The following is a 24,524-nucleotide window of genomic DNA, read 5'->3' as shown; positions in this document are numbered from 1 at the left end:
GTGGGCTCCCCGTACTGCATCCGCGTCGCCTCACGCATGGAGCACGACCGCGCGCGCAGCGCCTTCGTCGTCGCCGGCGCTCGCGGTCACGACGACGCTTCCTTTCTTGTGCCCTTGTTCGACACGGGCAAGCACCGTTGTTCTCAACCCCGCTCGCCCGACACGTCACCTTTCCACTGAAAGACGTGCTCGAGCGGCACGCCGAACGCCGCCGCGATGCGGAAGGCGACCTCGAGGGAGGGCGAGTAGCGGCCCTGCTCGATGGCGACGATGGTTTGACGGGTGACGCCGACCTTCTCGGCCAGCTCTGCCTGGGTCATCTCGCCCGCATGAAACCTCAGCGTGCGGATGACGTTCGTGATCTGAGGTTGCCCCTTGCCCACGCCGCGTTCCATTTCTTGAACGTCATCTCGCCCTCCGAACCAGCGCGTCCTCCCCCATCTGCAGGCGGCGAGCTCCGCCTGCCACGCATCCGGCCGCGGATGGCCGGACGTCTGCGCCGCTTCACGCGCGCGGCCCCGGCTCTGTTTCCTCGCGGTTTCGCCCCGCTCGCGCCCCGGCGCCCGCTCCGCGGACGCGCTGGTTCGAGGTGTCAGCGATCCCTCCAGGGGTCGCTGACACCTCGAACCAGGTAACTGACCGGCGAACCAATGTCAACTATTTTATACATAGAGTCTTGATTAACTTACACTGAGTCCGGTTTCTATGACATCGGGGTGCTCGCCGTACCTTCCGTCAGCGAGGGCGCCAGCGTAGGCTCTCTGGCGATGCTCACTCCCACGGTGGTCGTGTTCGACCTGGACGGTACGTTGATCGACAGTCGGGGCGACATCGTGGCGGCGGTGAACCATGCGCTGGTGGCGACGGGCCGTGCTCCGCTGCCCGGGCAGGTGATCGTCCGGTACGTGGGCGACGGCGCGCGCGCGCTGTGTGCGCGCGCCGCCAGGCTCCCCGAGACATCCGAGAGCGTCGAGGACGTCCTCCGCCACTTCCTCGACTACTACGCGCGGCACCCGCTCGACTTCACCCGCTGGATGCCCGGCGCGCAGGAGATGCTCGAGAGGCTCTCGGACCTCGGCGATCTCGCGCTCTGCGTCTGCACGAACAAGCCGCGCTCGACCACCGACGCGGTGCTCGCCGCGCTCGGGGTCGGCGCGCGCTTCCGCGCGGTGGTCGCGGGCGGCGACGTCGCCGCCAAGAAGCCGGATCCGGCGCCGCTGCTCCACCTCGCGGCGCGCCTCGGCGTCCAGCCGCACAAGATGGTGATGGTCGGCGACGGCCCCCAGGACATCGAGTGCGCTCGCCGCGCGGGCGCGCGATCGATCGCCGTCCTCGGCGGCTTCGCATCGCAAGACGAGCTCCTCGACGCCCGCCCCGACGTGCTCCTCCGTACCCTGGGAGAGCTCTGGGACGTCCTCCGCCGCTGGCGCGACGCGACGGTCAGGCTCTCCACCGTTCGTTAGCTGCACACCCCCGGGTGATGCGCGTCGGATTTGCGCGCGCGGCCAGCCGCCCTCCCCGCACGCGCAGGACGTCGCCGCCCGCGCGCGCCTCAGGCCGGCGTCGCTTTCGCGCGCCTCAGGCCGGCGTCGCTTTCGCGCGCCTCAGGCCGCGACGCCCTCGGCGATCTCGCGCCCAAACGCGGTCGCGTTGAGGATCGCGCGCAGGCGCACGCGCGCCCGGTGGAGCCGCGAGCGGACGGCGCTCTCGCTCACGGCGAGCTTCTGCGCGATCTCCTGGAGGCCGAGGTCCTCGTGGTAGTGCGCGAGCACCACGTCGCGGTAGTCGTCCGGAAGCTCGCAGAGCGCCTCGCGGACGTACGCCTCCCGCTCCGCCGCGGACGCGGCGTCGTCCTCGCCGATCGTGCTGCGCATCGTCGGCAAGAGGCCGAGCTCCTCGAAGTCGAGCCCCTCGACGATGCGCGCGCGCTGCCGCCGCTGCGACCGCATCAGCATGAGCGCCTCGTTCGCCGTCACGCGGAAGAGCCACGTCGTGAAGCTCGAGTCGCCGCGGAACGAGCGGATCGTCCGCACCACCTGCAGCAGCGTCGACTGCACGAGGTCGAGCCGGTCCTCGTCGGACACGGGGTAGCGCGCGAGCTGCCGCTCCACGTGCGGGCGGATGAGCCGCGTGAGCTCGTCGAGCGACTCCCGATCGCCGTCCTTCGCCCGGCAGATGACCTCGGCCAACGGGCCCGCGCTCGCGGCGCGGGGCGAGGGGCGCGACCCGACCGCGCCAGGCGGGGTGAGACCGCAGGGCGCCAGAGGAGTCTCAGGCCTGGTGCTGGCGCTCGGTACATCGGTCGGAACGGCGGTCAGAGCCATGAGCCATCTCTCCGTCGAGGGCGCCGCGTGCGCTTCCGGCCCACGGGCCCGGTGGTGCGCACCGACCAGCAAAGGCCTTGCCACGGCAAGCTCAACGGACGTGCGCGCCGCGTGCGCACCGCGTGCTCAGCCGGTATAAGCGGGGCCACGATGTCCAGCGACGCTCCGCGATGGGAAGCCCCCCGAGGGGGAAACAGCCACGTTCCGACGCCCGAGGTAGACCGGCCAGCGCCGTCCGCCTCCGCCCCGCCGCGTGCGCTGGCCCACCCGCTGCCGGCCGGGATGCGCGATCTGCTCCCGGAGGAGGCGCGGCGCCGGCGCGCGCTCGCCAAGCGCGTGCTCGATCACTTCGTGCTGTGCGGCTACCAGCCGGTCTCGCTGCCCGCGTTCGAGTTCGCCGAGGTGCTCGAGCGCGGGCTCGGCACGCTCGACGCCGCGGACGTGCTGCGCTTCATCGAGCCCGAGTCGGGCGAGGTGGCGGCGCTCCGCCCGGACATGACACCGCAGATCGCGCGGCTCGTGGCCACGCGGCTCGCGGACGCGCCCCGCCCCATCCGCCTCTGCTACGAGGGCACGGTCCTCCGCCGCCGCCAGGGGCGGGCGCGGCGCCACCGGCAGATCCCGCAGGCCGGCGTCGAGCTCTACGGCGTCGGCACGCTCGCCGGTGAGATCGAGATCCTCCGCCTCGCCGCCTCCGCGGTGCGGGAGGCCGGCCTGGAGCACTTCGTCGTGGACCTCGGCCACGCGATGATCGCGCGCGCGCTGCTCGACGCCGTCCCGGCGGGGCTCGCGGCCGAGCTCTCGGAGGTGCTCGAGCTGAAGGACGCCTCCCGCCTCGCCGCCGTGCTCGCGAGCCCGAAGGCCGCCGACGTCCCGCGCCCCATCGTCGCGGCCATCGCCGCGCTGCCGGACCTCGCAGGCGGCGGCGCGGCTGACCCGGACGGCGCCGCGGTCTTCGACCGCGCCACGCGCCTGCTCACCGGCACGCCCGCCGAGGCGCCGCTCGCCGAGCTCCGCGCGCTCTGGGACGCGGCGAGGACGAGCCCCGAGCTCGGCCCGGCGCTCCGGGTCGACCTCGGCGAGCTCCGCGGTCTGGCGTACTATACGGGTGCAATTTTCCACGTGCTGGCCGATGGCCCCGGGGAGGCGATCGCGGCGGGCGGGCGCTACGACATGCTGCTGTCCCGCTTCGGCCTGCCGATGCCGGCCGTCGGCTTCGCGCTGAACCTCGACGCGATCGCCTGGGCGCGCGACGTCGCGGGCGCGGCGGACGAGCCGGCGCTGCGGGTGCTCGTCGCCGTGCGGCCGGAGCGCGCCGCGTCGCTCGCGGCGGCGCTGCGGGGGCTGGGTGTCCCGGCCGTGGCGCACGCGCCGGACCAGGATCCGGAGGGGTACGCGCTGTCCTGGCGGTTCTCTCACCTGGTGCGGGAGCGGGACGGGGCGCTGGTGGTCGAGGCGACATCCGGCGGCGGCGAGGCCGCGACGAGCGCGAGCGCCGTTCCGGCGGCCCTCGACGACGCCGCGGCGGCCCAGGCGATCGTGCTGAAGACGGGGGCAGGACGTCCGGGCGGCAAGTAGACGCTCGCTCGGCAAGCGAGCCTGGGGTAAAGGCCAACCTGGACCCGGACGGAGCCGCTCGGAGTGACGAGCGGGCCGAGGCCGGGCCACGTGATCCAAGAGGAGCTTCGGAATGACCGCGATCGTGATCGTCGGCGCACAGTGGGGCGACGAGGGCAAGGGCAAGGTCGTCGACCTTTATACGGAGAGCGCCGACCTCGTGGTGCGCTACGCCGGCGGGCCCAACGCCGGCCACACGCTGGTGGTGGGCGGGGAGAAGCTCATCGTTCGGCTCATCCCGAGCGGCATCCTCCGCTCGAACGCCCGCTGCGTGATGGCGCAGGGCATGGTGGTCGATCCCGGGGTGCTCGTCTCCGAGATCGACGCGGTGGAGGCGCGGGGCTGCTCGACGCAGGGGCGGCTGTTCGTGTCGGATCGCGCGCACCTGATCTTGCCGTTCCACCCGCTCGTCGACTCGCTCCGCGAGGCGGCGGCGGCGGACGGCGTGCGGCTCGGGACGACCAAGCGCGGCATCGGCCCCTGCTACGAGGACAAGGCGTCGCGGCGCGGGGCGCGGCTCGGCGATCTGCGCGACATGAAGCGGCTCGCGCAGCTCGTGTCGCGCTCGCTCGAGGCGTGGACGCCGACGCTGCGCGCCCTGGGCGGCGAGCCGCCGTCGCTCGACGCGATCCTCGACGAGCTCACGCCGCTGGCGAAGCGGATCACGCCGCTGCTCGCCGACACGTCGCAGCTCATCGACGGCGCGCTCCGCCGCGGCGAGCGCGTGCTGCTCGAGGGGGCGCAGGGGACGCTGCTCGACATCGACCACGGCACGTTCCCGTTCGTGACGTCGTCGTCGGCGATCGCGGGGGGCGCGTGCGTCGGCGCCGGGGTCGGCCCGACGCGCATCCGCCGCGTTCTCGGCCTGGCGAAGGCGTACTGCACCCGCGTGGGCGAGGGGCCGTTCCCGACCGAGCTCGACGGCCCGCTCGGCGAGCGGCTCAGGTCGGTCGGCGGCGAGTACGGCTCGGTGACGGGCCGGCCGCGGCGGACCGGGTGGCTGGACCTGCCGGCGCTGCGCTACGCGGCGCGGGTGAACGGCCTCGACGGGATCGCGCTCACCAAGCTCGACGTGCTGACCGGCATGCCGGAGCTCAAGGTCTGCGTCGCCTACGACACGCCGTCGGGGCGCACGCGGGAGTTCCCGATCGACGACATCGCGACGGCGAAGCCGGTGCTCGAGACCGTGGCCGAGTGGAGCGAGCCGATCGACGCCGCCCGCTCCATGACGGAGCTGCCCGCGGCGGCGCGGCACTACGTGGAGATGGTCGAGAAGGAGACCGGCGTGCCGGTCGACGTCGTCTCGGTCGGCGCCGACCGCGAGGCGACCATCGTGCGGCGCAACGCGTTCGCCTGAGGGGCAAGCGAGCGCGAAGCCCCACGTCGAGGGGGTGAAGAGAAGGCCGGCACCGTGAGACAACGGGCGCCGGCCTTCACCGGCGGAGCGGTACAAGACCGCATCCGGTTCGACCACGTTGCACACTCCCCGGCGCGGGCGCCGTCGGACTCACGTCTCGTGGGCTCCCGCCGCTCCGAGCCGGGCACGATCGAGCCAGGCGAGCAGCTCCTTTGCCCTCCTGTTGTCGCCAAACCTCCCGAGGAACCAGGTGTACGCGCGCTCGAGGGCCGGAACCGCGTCGGGGTGACGTCCCATCGCGATGAGGCAACGGCCTCTGCCAAACAGCAGCTAGTCAAAGGGGAGCATCGATAAAAGTGGAGCGCCAGGACGTCGACGACGCGAGGAAGAGAGGATTCCCTCCGCTTCTCTGGCGCCTGGCGTCCTGGCGGTTCATCTCTCGATACCACCTTGCCTGTTCGGCGCTTCAGCTCCGCGCGCCGGTCATCCTGAAGCCGTAAAGCCGTTCGCTGCATAAGTCTCTGAAACGCAGGACTGGCAATCGGCGAAGCCGGTGCTGGGATCGTGGCCGGGTGGAGCGAGCCGATCGACAGCGACTTACTGGCCCGAGCCGCCGCTCTTGCTACCGCCGCCGGGCGTGCCGCCCCGCTGGCCGCTGCCGCCGCCCGGCGCGGTGGTCCCGCCCGGCGTGCCGGTTCCGCCGCCCGGCGGCGCGTAAGCCCCTCCCCCCGGCGTGCCGCCGGTGCCGCTGCCCGGCGTGCCGCCCGTGCCCGGCGCGCCGCCCGTGCTCGGCGTGCCGCCCGTCGTGCCGCCGGTGCCCGGCGTGCCTCCCGGCGTGCCGCCGCTCGTGCCGCCGGTGCCCGGTCTGCGCTCGGTGCCGCTGCCCCACTCCTGCGTGCCGCCCTGGGTGCCTTGCCCGCCCTGGGCGCCCGGCTCTCCCGTCTCTCCAGGCATCGTACCCGCGCCGGGCGTTCCGTTCTCGGGCCCTCCTGGGGTTCCAGGCGCGCCGGGGGTCTCTCCGCCCGCCGGCGCGGGCGCCGGCGAGGCCGCCTCTCCGCCTCGATTGCCCCCGCAGGCCATGAGCGGCAGCGCGGTCAGGACTACCAGAAACATGCTTCGCATGATGTGTCTCCCAGGTCGTTTGCGTTCGCGGCTCGTGCCGAGCCGCCGGCGATGCGGACGCGCCCGTGCGCGCGAAGGCCGCCTCCGGAGCCTGGCGGCGTAGCGTCCCGCGCTCGACATGCTGGGGCCGGATACGGCCCTCGGGATCGAGACGACGCCGGAACGGCGCATCGGGCCGCGCCCGATCGAGAGCCGTTAACCCCTCGGGACACGAACAACGCCTGACGCCGGCCGGCGCGCGCTCGACGACAGGCGCTCAGCCGGCCACGGAGCGAGCGAATCGATCCACACGCGCCACACGCGCCACACGTCACGGCGCCCGGGCCGCGCTGGCCCAGCTCCGGCGGCAGGGCAGCGGCGTGCTCATCAGAAGTCGCGCGGGAAGGGGCGCCCCCTGCGCGCCGCGGTCCTCGGGCTCGCGGCCCTCGCGCGCGCCGCGCCAGGCCTCTTGTGGCTCCGCCCAAGGCTGCTCGCGTCGACGCGCGGCGGTTACGGCGCGCTCTCTTGAAGGCCTCTGGACATAACGTCGGGACAAGCGCGCTTTACAGCCCGGGCCGAACAGCTCACCCGCTGTGCGCCGCTCGACAGATCGATGCCGCCGGAAGAAGGCGAAGTCAGCGGGGAGAAGTTCGATTTTCCTCCATGGGATCGACTATTCTGTCCATTCCTATGGCCGAGGACAGCTACATGTTTGCGGGTTCGGAGCGCGCGCGAGAGCTGGAGCGCCTGCGGCGGATCGAGGGCTTCTTCGACCCCGGCAGCCGGCGCCTTCTCAAGGCGTCCGGGATGGGGCCCGGCTGGAGCTGCCTCGAGGTCGGGGCCGGCGCCGGGTCGATCGCCTGCTGGATGGCAGAGCGCGTGGGCCTCGAGGGCGAGGTGGTCGCGGTCGACCTCGATGTCGGGTTCATGGACGCTTCTCCGCCGCCGGGCGTCCGGATCATCGAGGGCGACATCCGCCAGCTCAATTTCCACGCGGCGCGCTTCGATCTGGTGCACGCCCGCTACGTGCTCGTCCACAACGCGGATTTCCAGGATCTCCTCGACGCCATGCTCGCAGCGCTGAAGCCCGGCGGCCACCTGGTGCTCGAGGAGCCGGACTTCACCGCGGCGAGGGGCGCCTCCGGTCCGGATATCGAGGCCTTCGATCGGGTCAATCGGTCGATCCTCGCGATGTTCGAGGCCGACGGCAAGGACCCCGGCCTCGGCCTGCGCCTCCCCGCGATCCTGACGTCGCGAGGGCTCGCCATCGAGGCCGTCGAGAACGAGGTGCCGCTGTGCCCTGGCGGTCACCCGCTGTCCGAGATCATGAGCCTCTCCGCCACCCAGCTCCAGCACAAGCACCTCGCGACAGGGCGGGTCAGCGCGGAAGATCTCGCCGGCTACGCCCGGTTCGCGGCCGATCCGTCGGCGTGGGGCGTCTACTATGGCACCGTCGGCGTCCTGGCCCGCAAGCCGGCCAGGATCTCCGACTGACGTCCTTCTCCCGCCCGGGCGGCCAGGAGACGGTGGCAGGTGACGTGATCGAGAGCCCGACTCCGGGCCCGTCCTCCAGCAACGCGGCAAACTCCGTCCTGCCCTCTCCGTCGAGCCCGGACATGGCATCACGCTGATCCTCCGACAGCGCCGCTCCCGGCCCCCGCCCGCCCTCCGGCAGGGATTCCAGCGCCGCCGCCCGGGCGGGTGCCCGCGTCCGTTCATCGACGTCGAGAGGTGGCACCTCCGCGCCGGTCCGTCGCGCGGCACGGACGATTCAGCCGGTCCTGCGCGCTGGTGAGAATTGCCTATTTGATGTTCTCGCGGCTTGCGTCTCCCCACAACAGTTCAAGATACGTGACGGGGCGGGCCAGGCATCACCGCCGAGCGCTCCAGCGCCGGCCCCGCTTCCGTCAATGACATGGGGGAATTATGAACATTCGAGTCGACTCTCTTCGTTTTGCATGGATGGCAGCCCTCGCGCTCGCGGGGACCAGCGCTTGCTCCGTCGCGGCGGGAGACGGTGTTCTGGTGGCGGCGGACGAGGACAGCTCGGAGGAGGCGGTCGAGTCCACCTCACAGGCCTTCTCGCTCACCATGCCGCAGCTCGCCGCGGTGCTCGCCGCCTTCAACGCGACCGAGATCAGCGACGCGCAGATGGCCCGCGCCAAGGCGTCGGACGCGCACGTCTTCGAGCTCGCCCAGACGCTGTTCGATCATCACACCGCCGCGAGCGAGCAGCTCGCGCTCGCGCTCACGCAGATGGGCATGACGCCGGTGGACAACGAGATCAGCCTGGCGCTGATCGAGCAGGGCGCGGCGAATCAGCAGCAGCTCACGGGGCTCGCGGGGCCCAGCTTCGACTGGACGTTCGTCAATGTTCAGATCTATCGACACCGGGAGTTCCTCGCGCATCTCCAGGAGCAGATGGCCATCGTGGGGCCCGAGCTGCACCCGGGGCTCTCTCACCTCGTCCCGGAGGTCCTGAGCGCCACGAAGCGGAACCTCTCGTTCGCCACGTCGCTCCTCGCGCTCATCGGCAGCCCGTACATTCCGGAGGGCGGCTATCCGCCCGGCGTGCCCTATTTCGGCAATTACGGCACCTACGGCAGCTACATCGACTACGGCAATTACGGTAACTACGGCAATTACGGCAACTACGGCGGCGGCTTCGCCAACAGCGCGCCTTCCTACGGCCCCGTCTACTTCGGCGCCAACGGGCCTTACTCGCCGGCCGTCTCCCCCTACTACGGGGTTTACGGCCGCAGCGCGCCGTCTGGCTTCGGCGCGCCCGGCCCGTACCCCCGCCCGTGAGCCGAGGGGCGCAGTGCGCTACAGGCGGCGCCGTGCCCGGCCGCGATCCGGGATGACCGCGTGGATCTCCGCCTCGCTGAAGCCAGCCGCCCTGTAGAGACGCTTCAGGTGCACCAGCTCGATGTGCGCGCTCTTCGCCACCGAGGCGCGGATGCGGTCGAGCACGCTCAGCCGCTCCAGCGGCAGCCGGGTCGCCTCGACCGTGGAGCGCACCGCCGCCGCCGCCGACTTCACCTCAGCCGCCGCGGCCTGCGCCTTGTCCAGGCTGAGCTTCGGGTGGATCCCCGAGCCGAGCAGCTGCGCGAGCACCTCCAGCCGATCCGGCTGCCCCGTGAGATCGCCGTCCTCGTCGTCGGCGAAGTAGGCCACACCGCCCGGGAACAGGATCGACAGCGCAGGATCCGCGGAGGGGCGGCCCACGGCGTTCCAGACGTCGTCGGCGACCTTGCCGAGCGCGTCGTCGGCGCGCGCGGACTCCGCCTCGACCTTGGCGAGCAGCGGCTCCGCCTCGGAGCGCGCGGCGTTGCGCTGGGCCTCCACCCCGTCGAAGAGCGTCAGCACGGGCACGAGCCGCTGCTCGGCGAGCTCCCGGAGGGGCCCGCCCTTCGCGGAAGCGCTGTGGAGCGTCGCGCGCACGTCACCGATGATGTCGTCCGCTGGCGCATCCTTGCGAATCACCTCGCCCATGATGTCGATCCTCCTCAGGCTCCAAGGCTGCGGAGTCCAGCGAAACACGACCCGCGAACGCCCCCCGTCGACGCTGTCACCTCGGGCACCATAACGGACCAACGCCCACCCGATCAACCGGATCGCAGCCCTGCGCCGTCGGCCCCGGCGTGAGCCTCCAGCGCGCCTCCCTGGTACACTCTCGCCGTGCACCTCGGCCCGCTGCTGCTCACGGCCCTGCTCGTCTTCCCGCTCGCCGCGCACGCCGGACAGGGTGGCGATCTGGTCGCCGCCGCGGCGGCCGCGGGGCGTCCGCCCGAGTGCTCGGCGCGATCCGGCCGGGCCATCGCACGGGGGCCCACCGTCTGGGAGCGCGCGCGGGCGCCTGAGCTCCCGCGCTACTGCGACCTGCTCGCGCGCGGCCAGGCGCAGCTCGGCGGCGACGCCGAGGCGGCGCGCGCGTCGGCGCGCCTCGCCGATCAGCTCCTCCCGGGGCACGCCGCGCCGCAGGTCCTGCTCGCCCGCGCCGCCCTCGCGCTCGGCTCGCCCGAGGACGCCGCGCGCGCCTTCGAGCGGGCGCGGAGCGTCGATCCCCGCAGCGTCGAGGATCCGCAGACGATGCACGATCTCGCGCGCTCTCTCGCCCGGACCGGCAAGCGCGGCGAGGCGATCGCGATCTACCGCGCGCTCGTCCCGCGGATCGATCTGCTCGGGACCGCGGACCAGCGCGCGCTCGTGCTGCTCGAGGCGGCGCACCTGTCGATGGCCACCGCGGGCGCGGCGTCCGTCGCCGACGCGAGCGCGAGGCCGCCCGCCGGCGCGCACAGAGACGCGCACGGAGAGGCGGCCGCCCGCGGGGACCTCGACGAGGCGATCGCCTACCTGCGCGAGGCGCGCCTGCGCGCGCAGACGCAGCTCGCCCGCGACGTCACGCTGTCGCTCGCGCTCGCGCTGGACCGCTCCGGCGACAAGGCCCAGGCGGACGCCGCGCTCGAAGGCGACGCGGCCGCGCTGGAGGGCGCGCGCGGGCGCGCGGAAGACGCGGAAGACCGGAGCGCCGGCGCGGCCGCGCGCGAGCGGACCGCGGACGACCTCGCCAGCGCGGCGGCGCGCCTGCGCACCGTCGAGTACCTCGCGGTCCCGGAGGACAGGCTCGCCCTCGAGGCGCTCGCGCTGGAGCGAGCCATGACGGCGGCCGCGATCGCGCGCTGGGAGGCGTACCTGTCGGGCGCCGGCGGCCAGGGGCCGTGGGCCCCGGCGGCGCGCGCGCGCCTCGACGCGCTCCGGCGAGGCGCCGGCGGCGGGGCGCGCGCGCCCGCGCGCCCGCGCGCCCCGCAGGAGCGGAGCGCGGCGCCGCGGCAAGGCGCGGGAGGGGCGCGGTGACGCGGCCATCGCCCCCGCCCCGGCGGTCGCCCCTGCCGTGGCGCTCGCGCCTGCCAGGCGTCGCGGCGCTCCTCGCGTCCACGCTCGCGGCGGGGCCCCTCCACGCAGCGCCGACCGTCTGGTCCCGCGCGCTCGATCCGGCGGCCCACGAGCGCGAGGAGCTCATCTCCCAGGCGGACGCGCTCCTCGCGCGGTACGACCAGCTCCGGCGCTCGCCGCTCCTGGAGCGGGTCGAGGAGATCGGCCCGCTCTGGCTGCGCGAGGCGCGCGCCCTGTACGAGCGCGCCGGCGCGGCGACGTCGCGCACCCCTTCGGTGCGGCTGCGCTACGCCGACATCCTGGAGCACCTCGGCGACGTGCAGGGCGCCGTCGCGACGCTCGAGGGGCTCCTGCGGCTCCAGCCGCCGGCGCCTTTCCGGGCCGACGCGTGGCACGCGCTGGCGGTCTGCTACGCGCGGCTCGGCAGGTACACGGACGAGATCGAGGCGTACGACGAGGCGCTGGTGCTCGAGCCGCACGCGGCCTCGCGGGCGCTGCTGCTGGCCAACCAGGCCGAGGCCTACATGGCGCTCGGCGACATCACGTCGGCGGTCGAGGGGTACCGCGCCTCGCTCTCGACCCTCGGGTCGCTCGATATGGTCCGTTACGGCGTGACCACGCTCTGGGGGCTCGCGGTGGCGCTCGACCGGTCCGGCGACCTGGAGGGAGGCATCGAGAACATCCGGCTCGCGAGGACCTACGACCGGGCCGATCAGCAGATCAACGGCGCCGGCTGGTTCTACGTGCCCGCCCACGACGAGGCCTGGTACGCGGCGCTCGGCCACTGGGCCGCGGCGCGGAGCGCCGAGCTCGGCGCCGCGCGCGCGGAGGCCTACCTGCAGGCCGTGGCCGCGTGGGACGCCTACATCGCCCGGGCGCCGGGCAACGATCACTGGCTGCCGCTGGCGAAGGCGCGGCGGGCGCAGTGCGAGAGGGAATCGGAACAGACGCTGAAGACGCTGAAGCGCCTGCGCAAGCTCGCGGCGCCGCAGCGGCGCTGAGCCGAGGCGGCGGGCGCTCCATCGTCTGGACGGCCGCGCGCCGCTTCCGCCCGCTCCGGCGGCGCACCGCGAAGGACGGCCGCGCGTGCGCGTGGTCACCGATGGCGCTCTGGTCGTACGGCGTACAGCGGGCGACGGCGAGAGCCCCCTTTACGACCCCGGCCGGCGGGTTCACCTTAGCGTGGTCGCCCTCGCCCGCGGGGGCGGCGCCGGCCAGCTCACCCCGAACGGAGGATCCATCGAGATGCGTGACTCGGTGTTCGATGAGGTTGTGCTCTGGTCCGGACGTCCCAAGGTCGTCGCGACGCCGATGCTCTACCTCGTGGGCGCGGCGGTCTGCGGCGTGACCTCCGCGATCAGCACCGCGTCCGCCGTCGTGGTGAGCAAGGCGCTCGACGCGTCGCCGAACCAGCTGCTCGCCTTCGCGGCCTGGATGGCGAGCCTCGCGGTGGCGTTCAGCTACCTGCCGCGCTGGTGGCGCTCGGAGCTGGAGTACATGCTCACCGATCGGCACATCGTCGTGCAGCGCGGGAAGCTCCGGCGCTCCATCGAGCGGCGGTCGATCAGCTACGCGCGCATCCACTGGAACCCGAAGCACCCCGGCGTCGGCGACCTCGAGCTCGTCAGGGCGGTGCCGACCGGCGCCCTCCGGCGGCGGCTGTCGATCGTGCTGACGGGCGTCGTGGCCCCGGATCGCGTCTGGGCGATCCTCCGGGGCGTGGTCCCGTCGGCGCCCGCGGGCGACGGTCACCGCCTGCTCTCGCAGCGCCTCGACGAGGGCGAGCGGGTGCTCTGGTCGGCGCACCCGGCCGACGGCTGGCACAAGTGGCTCCCGAGCGGCCTGCGCGGCGTCGGCTCGGTGCTGCTCGGCGTGCTCCTCGGCAGCTTCGCGGTGGTCACGGCGGTGCACGCCGTGCGCAGCATCCGCATCGTGACCGCGGCGGGCATGGATCCGGAGAGCGTCTCCTTCGTGGCGCTGGTCGCGTCCCTGTCGCTCACGATCGTGCTGCTCGTCGCCGCGGGCGCGGCGATGCTCTACATGTCGGTGGTGCGCCCGGCGCGGCTCGCGGCGCGGACGCGGTACCTCATCACCGACCGGCGCGTGCTCATCCAGCGGGGCGACGAGGAGCTGCACCTCGATCGCTCGCGCATCGTCGACGTGATCGACGCGCCGGGCGCCGGGGGCCTGAGGGACGTGTTCCTCGTGCTCGACGGCCCGCGCGCCCGCGCCGTCGCCGCGAGCGGCGCCTTCGGCGAGGCCCCGGGCGCCGGGCTCCAGCCGGTGCTGCACCGGGTCACGGACGTGGACTCGGTGCGGCAGATCCTGCGGCCGGCGTAGTCCGCTGCGCGGTGCCGTTCAGGCTGGATCTCGAGGGCTGCCTCACACGCGAGCCCCGATCCTGCGCCTCCGAGCTCAGCGGTGTACCCCGCGCACGCTGGATCAGGGTAAGGGACCCCCATGCCGATCGTTCAGATCTCCGATCCGCAGCAGCCTGCGCCGACGAGCTGCGGCGTCATCGTCTTCCGCCTCGATCTCCAGACCGGTGATGTCGACGGCACCTTCGCCCTCGCCATCTACGAGGGGGAGCTCGCGCGCGAGACCGGCGTCAAGATCAGCGGCTCGCCGGGAGATTTCGCCGGCGAGTACTCGGTCACCACCCTGCGCCCCGACGGGACCACGTTCGCCCAAGGCCGCATGATCGCTCATCGGCTCGGCGCGCAGGGCGTCTACCTGGTCCGCTGGGACCTCGAGCCGGTCCCGGAGGCGCTCCAGGATCTCGGTTATGTCCCGGGGACGCGGCTCATCTACGAGGCGATAGGGATGACGCTCCGGGGCGGCGCGGAGATCGCGGTCGCCTGGGACAACAACGTCTTCGCGCGGCGCTGGCCCCAGGGCTCCGCCCCGCAATAGAGAGCCCCGGCCTCAGCCAGGCAGCGTGACGATGAACGTCGCGCCCTCGCCTTCCTTTCCGTCGACCCGGATCGTGCCCCGGTGGGCCTGGACGATGTCGTAGCTCAGCGACAGCCCGAGCCCCGTGCCCTGGCCCGTGGGCTTCGTCGTGAAGAACGGGTGGAAGATCTTGTCCCGCAGCGCCTCGGGGACGCCGACCCCGTTGTCGCGCACCCGGATCTCGACCTCGCGCCCGAGCCGCCGCGTGCTCACCACCAGCGTCGGCACGTACGGCCCGGCCGCCGAGCGCCGCTTCTCCCGCAGCGCGTGGAAGGCGTTCGTCAGGAGGTTCACGAACACCCGCCCTATCTCCTGCGGCACCAGCTCGATCGCGCCCACCGCCGCGTCGTAATCGCGCTCGATGACCACGTTCAGATCGAGCTTCTGCGCCCGCATCCCGTGGTAGGCGAGGCTCACGTACTGATCGAGCAGCCCGTTCAGCCCGACGCTCTGGCGCTCCCCCGTGCCGCCGCTCGCGTGCTGCATCATCCCCCGCACGATGCCGTCGGTGCGCCGCCCGTTCTCGGCGATCTTCTCGGCGCTCTGCTTCAGGCTCACCACCAGATCCTCGATCTCGGCGACCCGGAGATCCCGGTTCGACGCGAGCCCGTCCAGGATCTCGGCGGCGATATCGACGTTCGCCTCGGCGAAGTTGTTGATGAAGTTGAGCGGGTTCTTGATCTCGTGCGCGATGCCCGCGGTGAGCTGCCCGAGCGAGGCCATCTTCTCCGATTGCACGAGCTGGAACTGCGTCGCCTTGAGGTGATGCAGCGCCTCCTCGAGGTCGGCGTTCTTCTTCCGCAGCTCCGCCGTCCGCTCCCCGACCCGCTGCTCGAGCTGCCCGTAGAGCACCGCGTTCTCGATGGACACGGCCATCTGGGCCGAGAGCAGCCGCAGGACCTCCAGCCGCTCCTGCGTGAACGCGCCCGTGGCCAGGTTGTTCTCGAGATAGAGCACGCCGATGAGCTTGCCCTGGTTGAGGAGCGGCATGCACAGGACCGACCGCGTCTGGTTCCGGGTGATGTAGGGGCTCTGGGTGAAATCGCCCTCGTGCGCCGCGTCGCCGAGCAGCACGCTCTCGCGGGTCCGCTCCACGTAGACCGCGATGCTCTCCGCGAACTGCCCCCCTTCGACGGAGGACACCAGTTCCAGCTCCGTGACCGCGGGGGCGGCCCGCGGGTCGGCCGGATCCACGCGCGCCTCCACGCTGGGGATGAGCTCCTCGCCCTGCGCGAGCAGCAAGACGCCGCGCTCGGCCCCCGCGTTCTCGATGACGATGGTCATCAGCTTGGTGAGCAGCCGCTCCAGCACGAGCTCGCTGGCGATCGCCTGCGACGCCTTGAGCACGCTGCCCAGATCGAGCACCCGCGACGTCTGCTGCCGGGTGCTCGTGGTGGTGAGCGTCGTCCGGTCGAGGGGCGCCTCGGCCAGCGGCTGCGGCGGGTCGAGCTCCGCGTCGAGCAGCGCCACCTTGCGTCGCGCGCCCCAGAGCTCGAAGCCATAACGCGCGTCGGCGAGGTAATCCCTGCCGAGCCGCTCCTTCCCGCGCCGGAGCCAGAACCTGCCGTAGAGCTCGCTCGCGAGCGCCTCGTCCTGGAGGAACCCGTGCGCCCTCGCCGAGGTGATGGCGCGCTCGTAGAGCTCGATGGCCTCCCCGGTCTCGCCCGCGAGCCGCCCGAGCTCGGCCCCGACCAGCGCGTGCATGTGCGAGAACGTCTCCGGGCAGACCTCCGCCCAGCGCCCCAGCTGATCCCGCCTCGCCGCGGCGGCCTCCTGGAGGGCCCGCCGCTCGTCCGCCCCGGCGCCGTCGGCCAGCGCCGCGAGGCACAGCGCGTGATGAAACTGGTGCTCCGCCGACGCCACGTTGCCGGTGACGGCCGAGATGAGCGCCTCGGCCCTCGTCGCCGCGGCGCGCGCCCCCGCCAGATCGCCGTGCAGGTAGAGCGTCTGCGTCTTCAGGATGTGATGGTAACAGAGCGCCATCACGCTCTGGTTCGCCTCGCATGCGGCCAGGTAGTCGGCCTCGGCGGCGGGATCCGGCGCGGCGCCCCCGGCCCTGCCCGAGAGGTCCGCGAGCGCGAGCTCCAGCCCGCGGATGATGTCGATCGCGATCTGGTTCTTGCTCTTCTGGTTGAAGTGCAAAAACTCCGGCAGATCCGCGAGCACCTGGGCGAGGGGCCTGCCCTCGTACAGCTGGTTGAACAGCTTGTAGATGAGGATGTAGCCCGCGTACCGCAGCTCCCCTGCCTCGAGCCCCGCCTTGTACCCGGCGTCGTTGACCGCCTGGGCCGCCGGCAGGTGCTTCACCCACGGCAACAGGAAATTGCCGAGGGCGAAGCAGCTGTTGCAGACGTCGCCGGGGCTGTTGAACCGCTCGCCGAGCCGCACCGCGAGCACCCCCATCTCGTAGCCCGCGAGCTGCTGGCCCCGGAACCCCGAGAGCACGATCCCGTAGAACGCGAAGATCGAGCAGGCGCCGGGGGCGAGGCCGTACTGGAGGCTCAGGCCGACCGACTTCGTGACGGTGAACGCGTAGAGCTGCCGGTCCACGTAGAACGTCGCCGAGAGCACGTTCGAGAGCAGCTTGAGCGCGGCCTTGCCGGCGGGGTCCTCCACGGCGGGCGCGTCCAGCAGCGACTCGAGGGGGCGATCGGCGAGCCGGCGGTCGACGTCCGCGAGCTCCGCCTCGAGCGCCGCGCCGAGATCCCGCTCGGGCAGGTCGATGCCGAGCAGGGCGAGCCCGCGCCGGGCCACGTCGATGGCCTCCGCGTACCGCCCGACCATGGTGCAATGGCTGACCAGCGCGTCGTAGACGCCGGCCTGCTCGAGCGGCGTCCGCGCGTGATCGAGCAGCGCCCGGGCGAGCGTCTCGGCGCGCGCGTGGTTGCCGTTGAGCCCCTCGGCCTCCGCGAGCGCGCGGTGGAGATCCGCGGTGAGATCGTGGTGCTCTCCCCAGGAGCCCTCGGGCAGGAGCGCGAGCCCCGCGGCGAGGTACTCCCGCGCCGCGGCGTAGGCGGTGGAGCTCTTCGCCCGCTTCCCGGCCTCCAGGTTCAGCCGGGCGATCTCGAGCCGCTCGACCGGATCCGTGACGAGGCCCCGCCCCTGGTTCAGGTGCGTCGCGAGCTGGAAGATCCGCTCGGCCCGCTCCGGCCCGCTGATCTTCGAGAGGAGCAGCCGCCCGATCCTGAGGTGCACCGCGGGCCGCTCCGCCTCCTCGACGAGCGCATACGCCGCCTGCTGCACCCGGTCGTGCAAGAACCGGTAATGCCGCACGAGCAGCGAGGGATTCGTCGAGTCCTGGACCACCTCGAGCTCGGAGGCCGGGAGCAGGAGCCCCTCCAGCGCCGCCGCGAACAGCGCCTGGGACAGCGCCTCCTCGGACCTGCCCGCCACGAGCGAGAGCGCGCGCCCGTCGATCTCGCTGCCCATGCAGGCGCCGAGGCTGAGCGCCTGCTGGGTCGCGGCCGGCAGGCTGCGGATCTTGCCGATCATGAGATCGATGATGCCGTCGGTGACGCCCTTCGCCTCGATCCGGCCGAGGTCCCATTGCCACTGCCCCCGCTGCCGGTCGAAGGCGATGAAGCCTTCCTTGTGCACCGCCTTCAGCAGCTCGCTCACGAACAGCGGGTTGCCCTCGGTCTTGCGCACGATGAGCTCCGCCAGCGGGCGGACCCGCTCCGGCTCCGCGTGCATGGCCTGGCCGAGCAGCTCCTCCACGTGCTCGCGCGCGAGCGGCCCGAGGTGGATCTCGCGCACCGCCGTCCCGTACGCGCGGATGGCCGCGAGCGTCATCGTGAGCGGGTGAGCCGGCCCGACCTCGTTGTCCCGGTAGGCCCCGATCAGGAAGAGGTGCGCCAGTCGCTCCTCCCCGAGCACCCGCTCGAGCAGCCGCAGGCTGGCCGCGTCGGCCCATTGCAGGTCGTCGAGGAAGATCACGAGCGGGTGCTCCCGCTTCGCGAAGACCCGCAGGAAGCGCTCGAGCACCAGGTTGAAGCGGTTCTGCGTCTCGGTCGGCCCGAGCTCGGGCACCGGCGGCTGCGGCCCGAGGATCGCCTCCACCTCGGGGATCACGTCGAGGATGACCTGCCCGTTCTGGCCGAGCGCGCCGCGCAGCGCCTCCTGCCACCCCGCGAGCCGCGCCTGGCTCTCCCCGAGGATCTGCCGCACCAGCGACCGGAACGCCGCCACCACGGCCGCGTAGGGCGTCGCCCGCTGGAGCTGGTCGTATTTCCCGCCGATGAAGTACCCCCGCCGCCGCGTGATCGGCTCGTACAGCTCGCGCACGAGCGCGCTCTTGCCGATGCCCGAGGAGCCGGTCACGAGGAGCAGCTCGGCCGCCCCGCGCGCCCCCTCGACGGCGCTCCGCGCGCCCTGCGCGACCCGCTCGAAGGTCGAGAGCAGCGCCTCCACCTCGCGCTCCCTGCCGTAGAGCCGCTGGGGGATCTGGAACCGCTCCGGCACGTCGCGCGCCCCGAGCTCGATCGCCCCCACCGCGCCCGTCTCGCGGAGCGCCGCGATGCACGCCGCGAGATCCGCCTTGATGCCGTACGTGCTCTGGTATCTCGCCTCGGGCGCCTTCTCCAGGAGCCGCATCACCACGTCCGACACCGCCCTGGGCACGCCTTTCGCCCGCGCGTGAGGCGGCGCCGGGATCCTCGCCAGGTGGCAATGCACGAGCTCCATCGCGTCCTGCGCCGGGAAGGGGACCGCCCCGGTGAAGAGCTCGTAGAGGGTGACGCCGAGCGAGTAGAAGTCGGTGCGGTAATCGATCGCCCGGTTGGTCCGGCCGGTCTGCTCGGGGGCGATGTACATGAGCGTCCCGTCGAGCACGTCCGGGCTCTTGAGGACGGGGTTCTCCCGCGAGAGCACGGTGGAGATGCCAAAGTCGATGATGGCGAGCCGCTCCCGCTCCGCGCTCCAGACGATGTTGGAGGGGTTGATGTCCTTGTGGATGATGCGCTGCTCGTGGAGCTGCCCGAGCGCGTCGACGACACGGACGGCGATGTCCAGCGCCTCGGCGAGCGGCGGCGTCCCCCGGCGCAGCAGCCTGTCCAGCGACTCCCCGCCGAAGTCCTCGATAGCCATGGTCCAGCCCTGCAGCTCGAGCCCGAGGCCATAGGCCCGGGGGACGCAGGGCAGCTCGATCCCGCGCTGCATATCGTATTCGCGCTGGAACCAGGCGAGCCGCTCGGGAGACGGGCGGAGCGGCTTCAGGATCTTGAGGATGAGGGGCTCCCCGTCCGCCTTGCGCAGGGCGCGGCAGACGCGGGTGTTGGTGCTGTCGTAGACCTGAGCCTGTATCTCGTACCCGGGCAGGACCATGCTGGATCTAGCCTCGAAGCGCCGCGGGGCAGCCGGGCGAGTGGCGGAGGGCGGCGCTCATGGGAGCGGATTGGACCACGGTCCGCGGGACAAAGCCATGTCCCCGCCGGAACCGACGCCTACGACGCCCACGACGCCCACGACGCCCACGACGCCCACGACGCCGCTTCGACGCTCCTTTGACGCTCCTTCGACCGAACGCGCGCGGCGCCTCCTCCCGCCGGAGGTGGTTGCGAGGCGACCCACATTGACGCCCGCATTGCGGTGCTGATACCAAGGACCCTCATGCTCCGTTCAATGGGGGGAAAGGCCCTCGCGCCGTGGATCCTGCTGGTGGGCCTCGGAGGTTGTTCCAAGCCGCCCCCGTGCGCCCCTGTCCAGATACACGAGCGGAAACACCCGTTCATCGCCTTCGATCGCCAGGAGATCCCCGCCCTGCGCCAGCGGGTCACCCAGGACCCTTACAAGACCTGGATGGACGATGTCCGCCGCGGCCCGCCCGGGCAGGGCCACCCGTGCGGGGCCCCCTCCACGAATACGGACGTCAAAGAATTCCAGCTCTCCAACTGCGCGCTGTACGGGGCCCTCTCCTGGGTGATCGAGCAGCGCAGCGACGGGTTGAAGGCGGCGCGCGACGCGCTGCTGAAGGCGGGCGACACGAGCACCGGCTGGAGCCAGACGCCCGGCGCCTGGTACTGGGGCGGAAGCCTGCTCAACTATGCCTACGCCTACGACCTCGTGCAGCCGGCGCTGAGCGCGGATGACGACGCGGCCATCCGCGACAAGCTGGAGGACGCGCTCGGGAAGACGATGGGTGTGTACGAAGAGTTCAACACGACGTACGTCACCAACTTCCGCTATCGCGTGGGCAGCGGCGCGGCCACGCTGAGCTACGCCCTGGGCGAGCACGATCACGCCTGCACCGTCGAGCGCGATCTCTTCGGCGACGCGCCGCTGGAGTCGCTCTTCGCCCTCCGCTCCTACGGCCCCTACATGCAGGCCTGCCTCACCCAGGACGGCACCTACGTCGAGGGCCCGAGCTACCAGGACGACGTGTTCTCGGTGATGCTGCCCTACCTCCAGGCCATGAAGAGGCTCTCCGGCGGGGCGCACGACGGCCGGGATTACATCAACGCGGTGAACACGCCCGCTGCCTGGGGCAATGACACCCGCATCGCCCGCATGCTCCGCTACGGGGCCGCCATCTCCATGCCGGACGGCAACGCGGCCACCATCGAGACCGGCTGGCGCGAGCCCCTGCAGCTGAGCAGCATCGCCGCCAGCATGCTCAGCGAGAAAGAGGGGCGCCGCGACGCGAAGGGCTTCTATGGCTGGCTCAGCGCGAAGGGCAAGGCCGCCGTCAACAACCCGGTCTACAGCATCCTCTATACCGATCCCGACATCGCCAAGGCCGCCGCCGGGGGCCATGAGCCCTCGTACACCTCGATCGTCACGTCGGACATGACCTCGCTGCGCTCCGGCTGGAGCGCGGACGCGGTTCACCTGCTGATGACGACCGAGCACGAGTACCGGCCGTCCTCGCACAGCCAGCCCGACCAGACGAGCTTCCTCCTGCACGCGAAGGGGCAATACCTGATCATCGATCCGGGCGACGGCCGCAACTACGATCCCGCGGGCAGCTCCCACACCTCGCTGTTCTACTGGGTCAACTTCAGCCCGGAGTCGCACAACCTGGTCACCGTCGACAGCTTCAAGGGGATCCGGGATACTTACCAGACGCCCGCGTGGCGCCAGCTCGGTGTCTTCACCGATCTGACCCGGCCCGTGGACGATCCGGCGATCCTGCGGGCCTCGTTCCTGACCGGGGAGCTCGACTCCTCGACGGTCACGATCGACGATTACGTCAATGTGCCCGACGTGTCCACGCGGCGGACGGCGGCGCTCGCGCGGAGGAGCTACGTGGTCGTCTTCGACCACATGATCTCCGCGGGCGTCGGCTCGGCCCAACCGATGCTCCACTATTACGACACCCACCTCCATTACAGCGGTTGGCTGGGCTGCCGGCCAGGCGCGCCCGCCGTCTGCACCGACTACGCCACCGCGAGGCCCACCTCGCCCAGCACCCCGGTGGACTGCGGCGACGTCTGCGGCGAGGTCCGGATGGCCAGCGACCTCGCGGCGGAGGCAGCGACAGGGCTCGCCCCGAGCGGGCCGATCCCCCCGGACGCCGCCGGCCGCGCTCCGTCCGCTCCCACGGCGGGCCGGCTCGTGTGGGCGACGCGGACCGACGACGGCAAGCGCGAGCTCGAGCTCGACGTGGTCTACGTCCCCCGGCCTGACGCCTTCTCGGTCGATCGAAGCGGCTTCACCAACTTCTTCCAGAACATGACCTTCCGGCACCCGTTCTCGGTGGCGCGCTACATCGCCTCCAGCACGCAATGGCTGACCGTGCTCTACCCGCGCGACCTCACCGCCGGCGAGCCGAAGCCGGCGGTCGAGGCGCTCAAGGTGAGCGGCGGGAGCGGCTCGGCCGCGCTGATCTCCATCGCGGAGCAAGACACGCAGGATCTCGCGCTGGTCTCGGACGGCGCGCAGCCGGTGGAGGTGGGCGACGGTCCGCGCGTACCCTCCGCGAAGCTGCAGGGTCGCAGCGCGCTGCTGCTCCTGCGCAACAGGGCGCTCGATCGCGCCCAGGTCGACGCCGGCACCTCGCTGAGCGTCGGCGGCCGCGCCCTGCTGCTCGCCACGTCGCCCGTGTCCGCGTCGCTCCGGCCCGAGGGCGCCGGCGTTGCCGCGGAGCTGGTGCTCTCGAGCGCGGCGCAGGTCGGCCTCGCCGTCTCCCGGAAAGACGCGCAGCTCACCCTCGACGGCAAGCCCGCGCCGACGCGCTACGACGCTGCCAGCGGCACGGCCTGGACGAGCGTGCCCCAGGGCCGCCACCGCCTCGCGGCGCGCTGAGGCGCTCCGCGCCAGCGCCTTCGCGACCTCATCGCATGGTGGTCGTCGAGTGGACTCCGACGGTCGGCTCGCACCCTGCGATGACGTCGACCGGAGTGCGCTTGACCAGGTTGAAGACGCTCACGGGAGGGGCCCCCGGCAGCAGGCTCCTCGCGCCGACCTCTTCGAAATCGAAGAGCTGCTGCGCGGCCTCGCGGACGGTCGCTTCGACGAGGATCTCCCCGGGCCGCGACGCCCTGGCGAGGTGCGCGGCGGCGTTGACCACCTCGCCGAGCACCGTGTAGTCGAGCCGGCCGTACGCCTGAGATCCGACGCTGCCGGAGAGGACCTGCCCCGTGGAGAGCCCGATGCAGATCCCCTGCGTATACGGCGAGCCCTCGCCGGCGCGGCGCGCCACCGCCCCCATCTGCGCGCGGACGGCCACGCACGCGCTGAGCGCCCGCGACAGGTGATCCGGCCCCTGGAACACCGTCATCACCGCGTCGCCGAGGAACTTGTCCACCACCCCCCCCTTGGCGACGAGCTCCGGGACGATCACCTCGAAGTTGGCCCGGAGCAGCCTCATGGCCTCGCCCGGCAGCCTCTCCCTCGTCACGGGCGTGAACTGGAAGATGTCGATGAACGCCACCGTGGCCATGACCGCCTCGCTCGCGAGCGCGATCGCCGGGCCCATCTCCCGGATCCGCTCGATCAACGCCGCGCTCGTGAACTGCCGGAGGATCTTGTTCTCCTCGTCCGAGCGGGCGTTCCTCCGCAGCTCCGCGACGTGCTTGATGGTCTTGTCGATGGTCGCCTCGAGATCGCCGCGCTGGATCGGCTTGAGCAGGAAATCGAACGCGCCCTGGTTCATCGCGCTCCGGATGTTCCCCATGTCGCCGTAGGCGGACATCATCACCGTCCTCGCAAAGGGGCTCACCTCGGGGACGCGTCCAAGGAACGTGAGGCCATCCATCACGGGCATGTTGATGTCGGTGACGACGACGTCGATGTCGGGGTGGCGCCGGAGCTCGTCGAGGGCGTTCTCGCCGTTGTCGGCGAAGATGAACTCGTAGATCCGGTCGCGGATCTTCTGCCGGAAGAGCAGCTTCATCATGAGCGCCACGTCGGGCTCATCGTCGGCGATGAGGATCTTGGTGGGGCCCCCGCTGGCCTCGATCACCGCCGCGAACGCGGCCACGAAATCGGCCGCGGACTGGAACCGCTGCGCCGGGTCCTTCGCCAGCGCGCGCTCGAAGAAGCGGTCGAAGCCGGGCAGCAGGCCGGGCACGAGGCTCGACGGCGCCGGGAACGGATCGGTACAGATGCTGATGAGCAGCTCCCCGATCCCGCTCGCCGCGAAGGGGAGCCGGCCCGTGAGGGCCCTGTAGGTGATGACGCCGAGCGACCAGAGATCGCTCAGGTGATCCGGCACGACGGCGCGCACCTGCTCGGGGCTTATGTACGACGGCGTGCCGACGACCCTGCCGAACGAGCCCTGCTGTTCCTCGTCCGACTCGAAGACCGTCCACACCACGCCAAAATCGAGGAGCTTCACGCACTCTCCTGGCTCCTTCCGCGCCAGGAAGACGTTCGCCGGCTTGAGATCGCGGTGGATGATCCCCGCGGAGCTCGCCACCTGCAGGCCAATGGCGATCTGCCGGAGCAGGGCGAGCGTCGCCGACGGCGAGAGCTGCCGCTCCCGGATGAGCCTGGCCTCGAGGTCCTCCCCTTCGAGCAGCTCCATGACGATGTACGGGCAATCCTCGTCGATGCCGTAGTCGTGTATCTGGATGATGTGCTCGTTCTGGAGCCGCGCGATCGCCATCGCCTCTCGCTCGAACCGGCGCCGCGCCGAGTCCGAGCTCACATGCTCGGGCGTCATCACCTTGAGCGCCACGGGGCGCCGGAGCACCTGATCGAACGCCTCCCAGATGACGCCCATCCCGCCGCGTCCGATCTCTCGTCTCAGCGCGTACTTCCGCGCGATCGTGCGATTCAGCATGGTCGGCGCAGTGTAGCGAGCTCCCAGCGCGCTTGCTCAGGTTCGAGACGCGGGA

At 72.0% G+C, this 24,524-nt stretch carries 16 protein-coding genes; 10 read left to right on the top strand and 6 right to left on the bottom strand.

Annotated elements, in window-relative coordinates; genetic code table 11:
- Window positions 1-143 precede the first annotated feature (143 nt).
- A complete protein-coding gene (locus WMF34_RS45455; protein WP_044967365.1) occupies window positions 144-395 on the bottom strand; it encodes a helix-turn-helix transcriptional regulator in 252 nt (83 codons plus the stop codon).
- Between the two features lie 372 nt (window positions 396-767).
- On the opposite strand from WMF34_RS45455, the gene WMF34_RS45450 reads away from it, so the two are divergent.
- Complete coding sequence (locus tag WMF34_RS45450; protein WP_012241509.1) at window positions 768-1,463, top strand: HAD family hydrolase; 696 nt, start codon at window positions 768-770, stop codon at window positions 1,461-1,463.
- A gap of 141 nt (window positions 1,464-1,604) precedes the next feature.
- Here WMF34_RS45450 and WMF34_RS45445 read toward each other — a convergent pair whose 3' ends face one another.
- Entirely contained in the window at window positions 1,605-2,189 is a 585-nt protein-coding gene (locus WMF34_RS45445; protein WP_231864596.1) for an RNA polymerase sigma factor, read from the bottom strand.
- Window positions 2,190-2,606: 417 nt separating this feature from the next.
- Here WMF34_RS45445 and WMF34_RS45440 point away from each other — a divergent pair, with 417 nt between their 5' ends.
- Window positions 2,607-3,902, top strand: a complete 1,296-nt coding sequence (locus WMF34_RS45440; protein ID WP_012241507.1) for an ATP phosphoribosyltransferase regulatory subunit — start codon at window positions 2,607-2,609, stop codon at window positions 3,900-3,902.
- A 112-nt stretch (window positions 3,903-4,014) separates the two neighbouring features.
- On the top strand, window positions 4,015-5,298 hold the full coding sequence (locus WMF34_RS45435; RefSeq protein WP_012241506.1) for an adenylosuccinate synthase: 1,284 nt from the start codon (window positions 4,015-4,017) through the stop codon (window positions 5,296-5,298).
- 597 nt (window positions 5,299-5,895) lie between these two features.
- Here the strand turns inward: WMF34_RS45435 and WMF34_RS45430 are convergent.
- A complete protein-coding gene (locus tag WMF34_RS45430) occupies window positions 5,896-6,420 on the bottom strand; it encodes a hypothetical protein (RefSeq protein ID WP_437991726.1) in 525 nt (174 codons plus the stop codon).
- A gap of 687 nt (window positions 6,421-7,107) precedes the next feature.
- Here WMF34_RS45430 and WMF34_RS45425 point away from each other — a divergent pair.
- Together WMF34_RS45425 and WMF34_RS45420 are read left to right on the top strand one after the other, a co-directional pair.
- Window positions 7,108-7,893: a class I SAM-dependent methyltransferase gene (locus tag WMF34_RS45425; RefSeq protein WP_231864595.1), complete on the top strand. Its 786-nt coding sequence runs from the start codon at window positions 7,108-7,110 to the stop codon at window positions 7,891-7,893.
- Between the two features lie 468 nt (window positions 7,894-8,361).
- Window positions 8,362-9,207 carry a DUF4142 domain-containing protein gene (locus WMF34_RS45420; RefSeq protein ID WP_231864594.1) on the top strand — a complete coding sequence of 282 codons (846 nt, stop codon included), beginning with the start codon at window positions 8,362-8,364 and terminating at the stop codon, window positions 9,205-9,207.
- A gap of 18 nt (window positions 9,208-9,225) precedes the next feature.
- Here WMF34_RS45420 and WMF34_RS45415 read toward each other — a convergent pair whose 3' ends face one another.
- Entirely contained in the window at window positions 9,226-9,894 is a 669-nt protein-coding gene (locus tag WMF34_RS45415; RefSeq protein ID WP_044967360.1) for a hypothetical protein, read from the bottom strand.
- 186 nt (window positions 9,895-10,080) lie between these two features.
- Between WMF34_RS45415 and WMF34_RS45410 the strand changes: the two genes are divergently transcribed.
- From WMF34_RS45410 to WMF34_RS45395, 4 genes are all read left to right on the top strand, one after another.
- Window positions 10,081-11,256 (top strand): hypothetical protein, encoded by a 1,176-nt coding sequence (locus tag WMF34_RS45410; RefSeq protein ID WP_437991725.1) that lies wholly within the window; start codon window positions 10,081-10,083, stop codon window positions 11,254-11,256.
- Window positions 11,253-12,296: a tetratricopeptide repeat protein gene (locus WMF34_RS45405; RefSeq protein ID WP_437991724.1), complete on the top strand. Its 1,044-nt coding sequence runs from the start codon at window positions 11,253-11,255 to the stop codon at window positions 12,294-12,296. Before WMF34_RS45410 ends, WMF34_RS45405 begins: the two co-directional genes overlap by 4 nt.
- 244 nt (window positions 12,297-12,540) lie before the next feature.
- The gene (locus tag WMF34_RS45400; protein WP_157907368.1) at window positions 12,541-13,635 is read left to right on the top strand and encodes a hypothetical protein; all 1,095 of its coding nucleotides are present in this window, start codon (window positions 12,541-12,543) and stop codon (window positions 13,633-13,635) included.
- A gap of 120 nt (window positions 13,636-13,755) precedes the next feature.
- Complete coding sequence (locus WMF34_RS45395) at window positions 13,756-14,208, top strand: hypothetical protein (protein ID WP_437991723.1); 453 nt, start codon at window positions 13,756-13,758, stop codon at window positions 14,206-14,208.
- Between the two features lie 12 nt (window positions 14,209-14,220).
- Here the strand turns inward: WMF34_RS45395 and WMF34_RS45390 are convergent, their stop codons facing one another.
- The gene (locus WMF34_RS45390) at window positions 14,221-19,569 is read right to left on the bottom strand and encodes an AAA family ATPase (protein ID WP_437991722.1); all 5,349 of its coding nucleotides are present in this window, start codon (window positions 19,567-19,569) and stop codon (window positions 14,221-14,223) included.
- 285 nt (window positions 19,570-19,854) lie between these two features.
- On the opposite strand from WMF34_RS45390, the gene WMF34_RS45385 reads away from it, so the two are divergent.
- Window positions 19,855-22,488 carry a hypothetical protein gene (locus WMF34_RS45385; RefSeq protein ID WP_437991721.1) on the top strand — a complete coding sequence of 878 codons (2,634 nt, stop codon included), beginning with the start codon at window positions 19,855-19,857 and terminating at the stop codon, window positions 22,486-22,488.
- Between the two features lie 28 nt (window positions 22,489-22,516).
- Here WMF34_RS45385 and WMF34_RS45380 read toward each other — a convergent pair whose 3' ends face one another.
- The gene (locus WMF34_RS45380) at window positions 22,517-24,469 is read right to left on the bottom strand and encodes a protein kinase domain-containing protein (RefSeq protein WP_437991720.1); all 1,953 of its coding nucleotides are present in this window, start codon (window positions 24,467-24,469) and stop codon (window positions 22,517-22,519) included.
- Window positions 24,470-24,524 lie beyond the last annotated feature (55 nt).

Origin of the sequence: Sorangium sp. So ce145 (genome assembly GCF_051525985.1) — a bacterium.
Taxonomy (GTDB): Bacteria; Myxococcota_A; Polyangia; order Polyangiales; family Polyangiaceae; genus Sorangium; species Sorangium cellulosum_B.
Note: the sequence above shows the minus strand (reverse complement) of the source record. Positions and strands in the feature narration are given on the sequence as shown.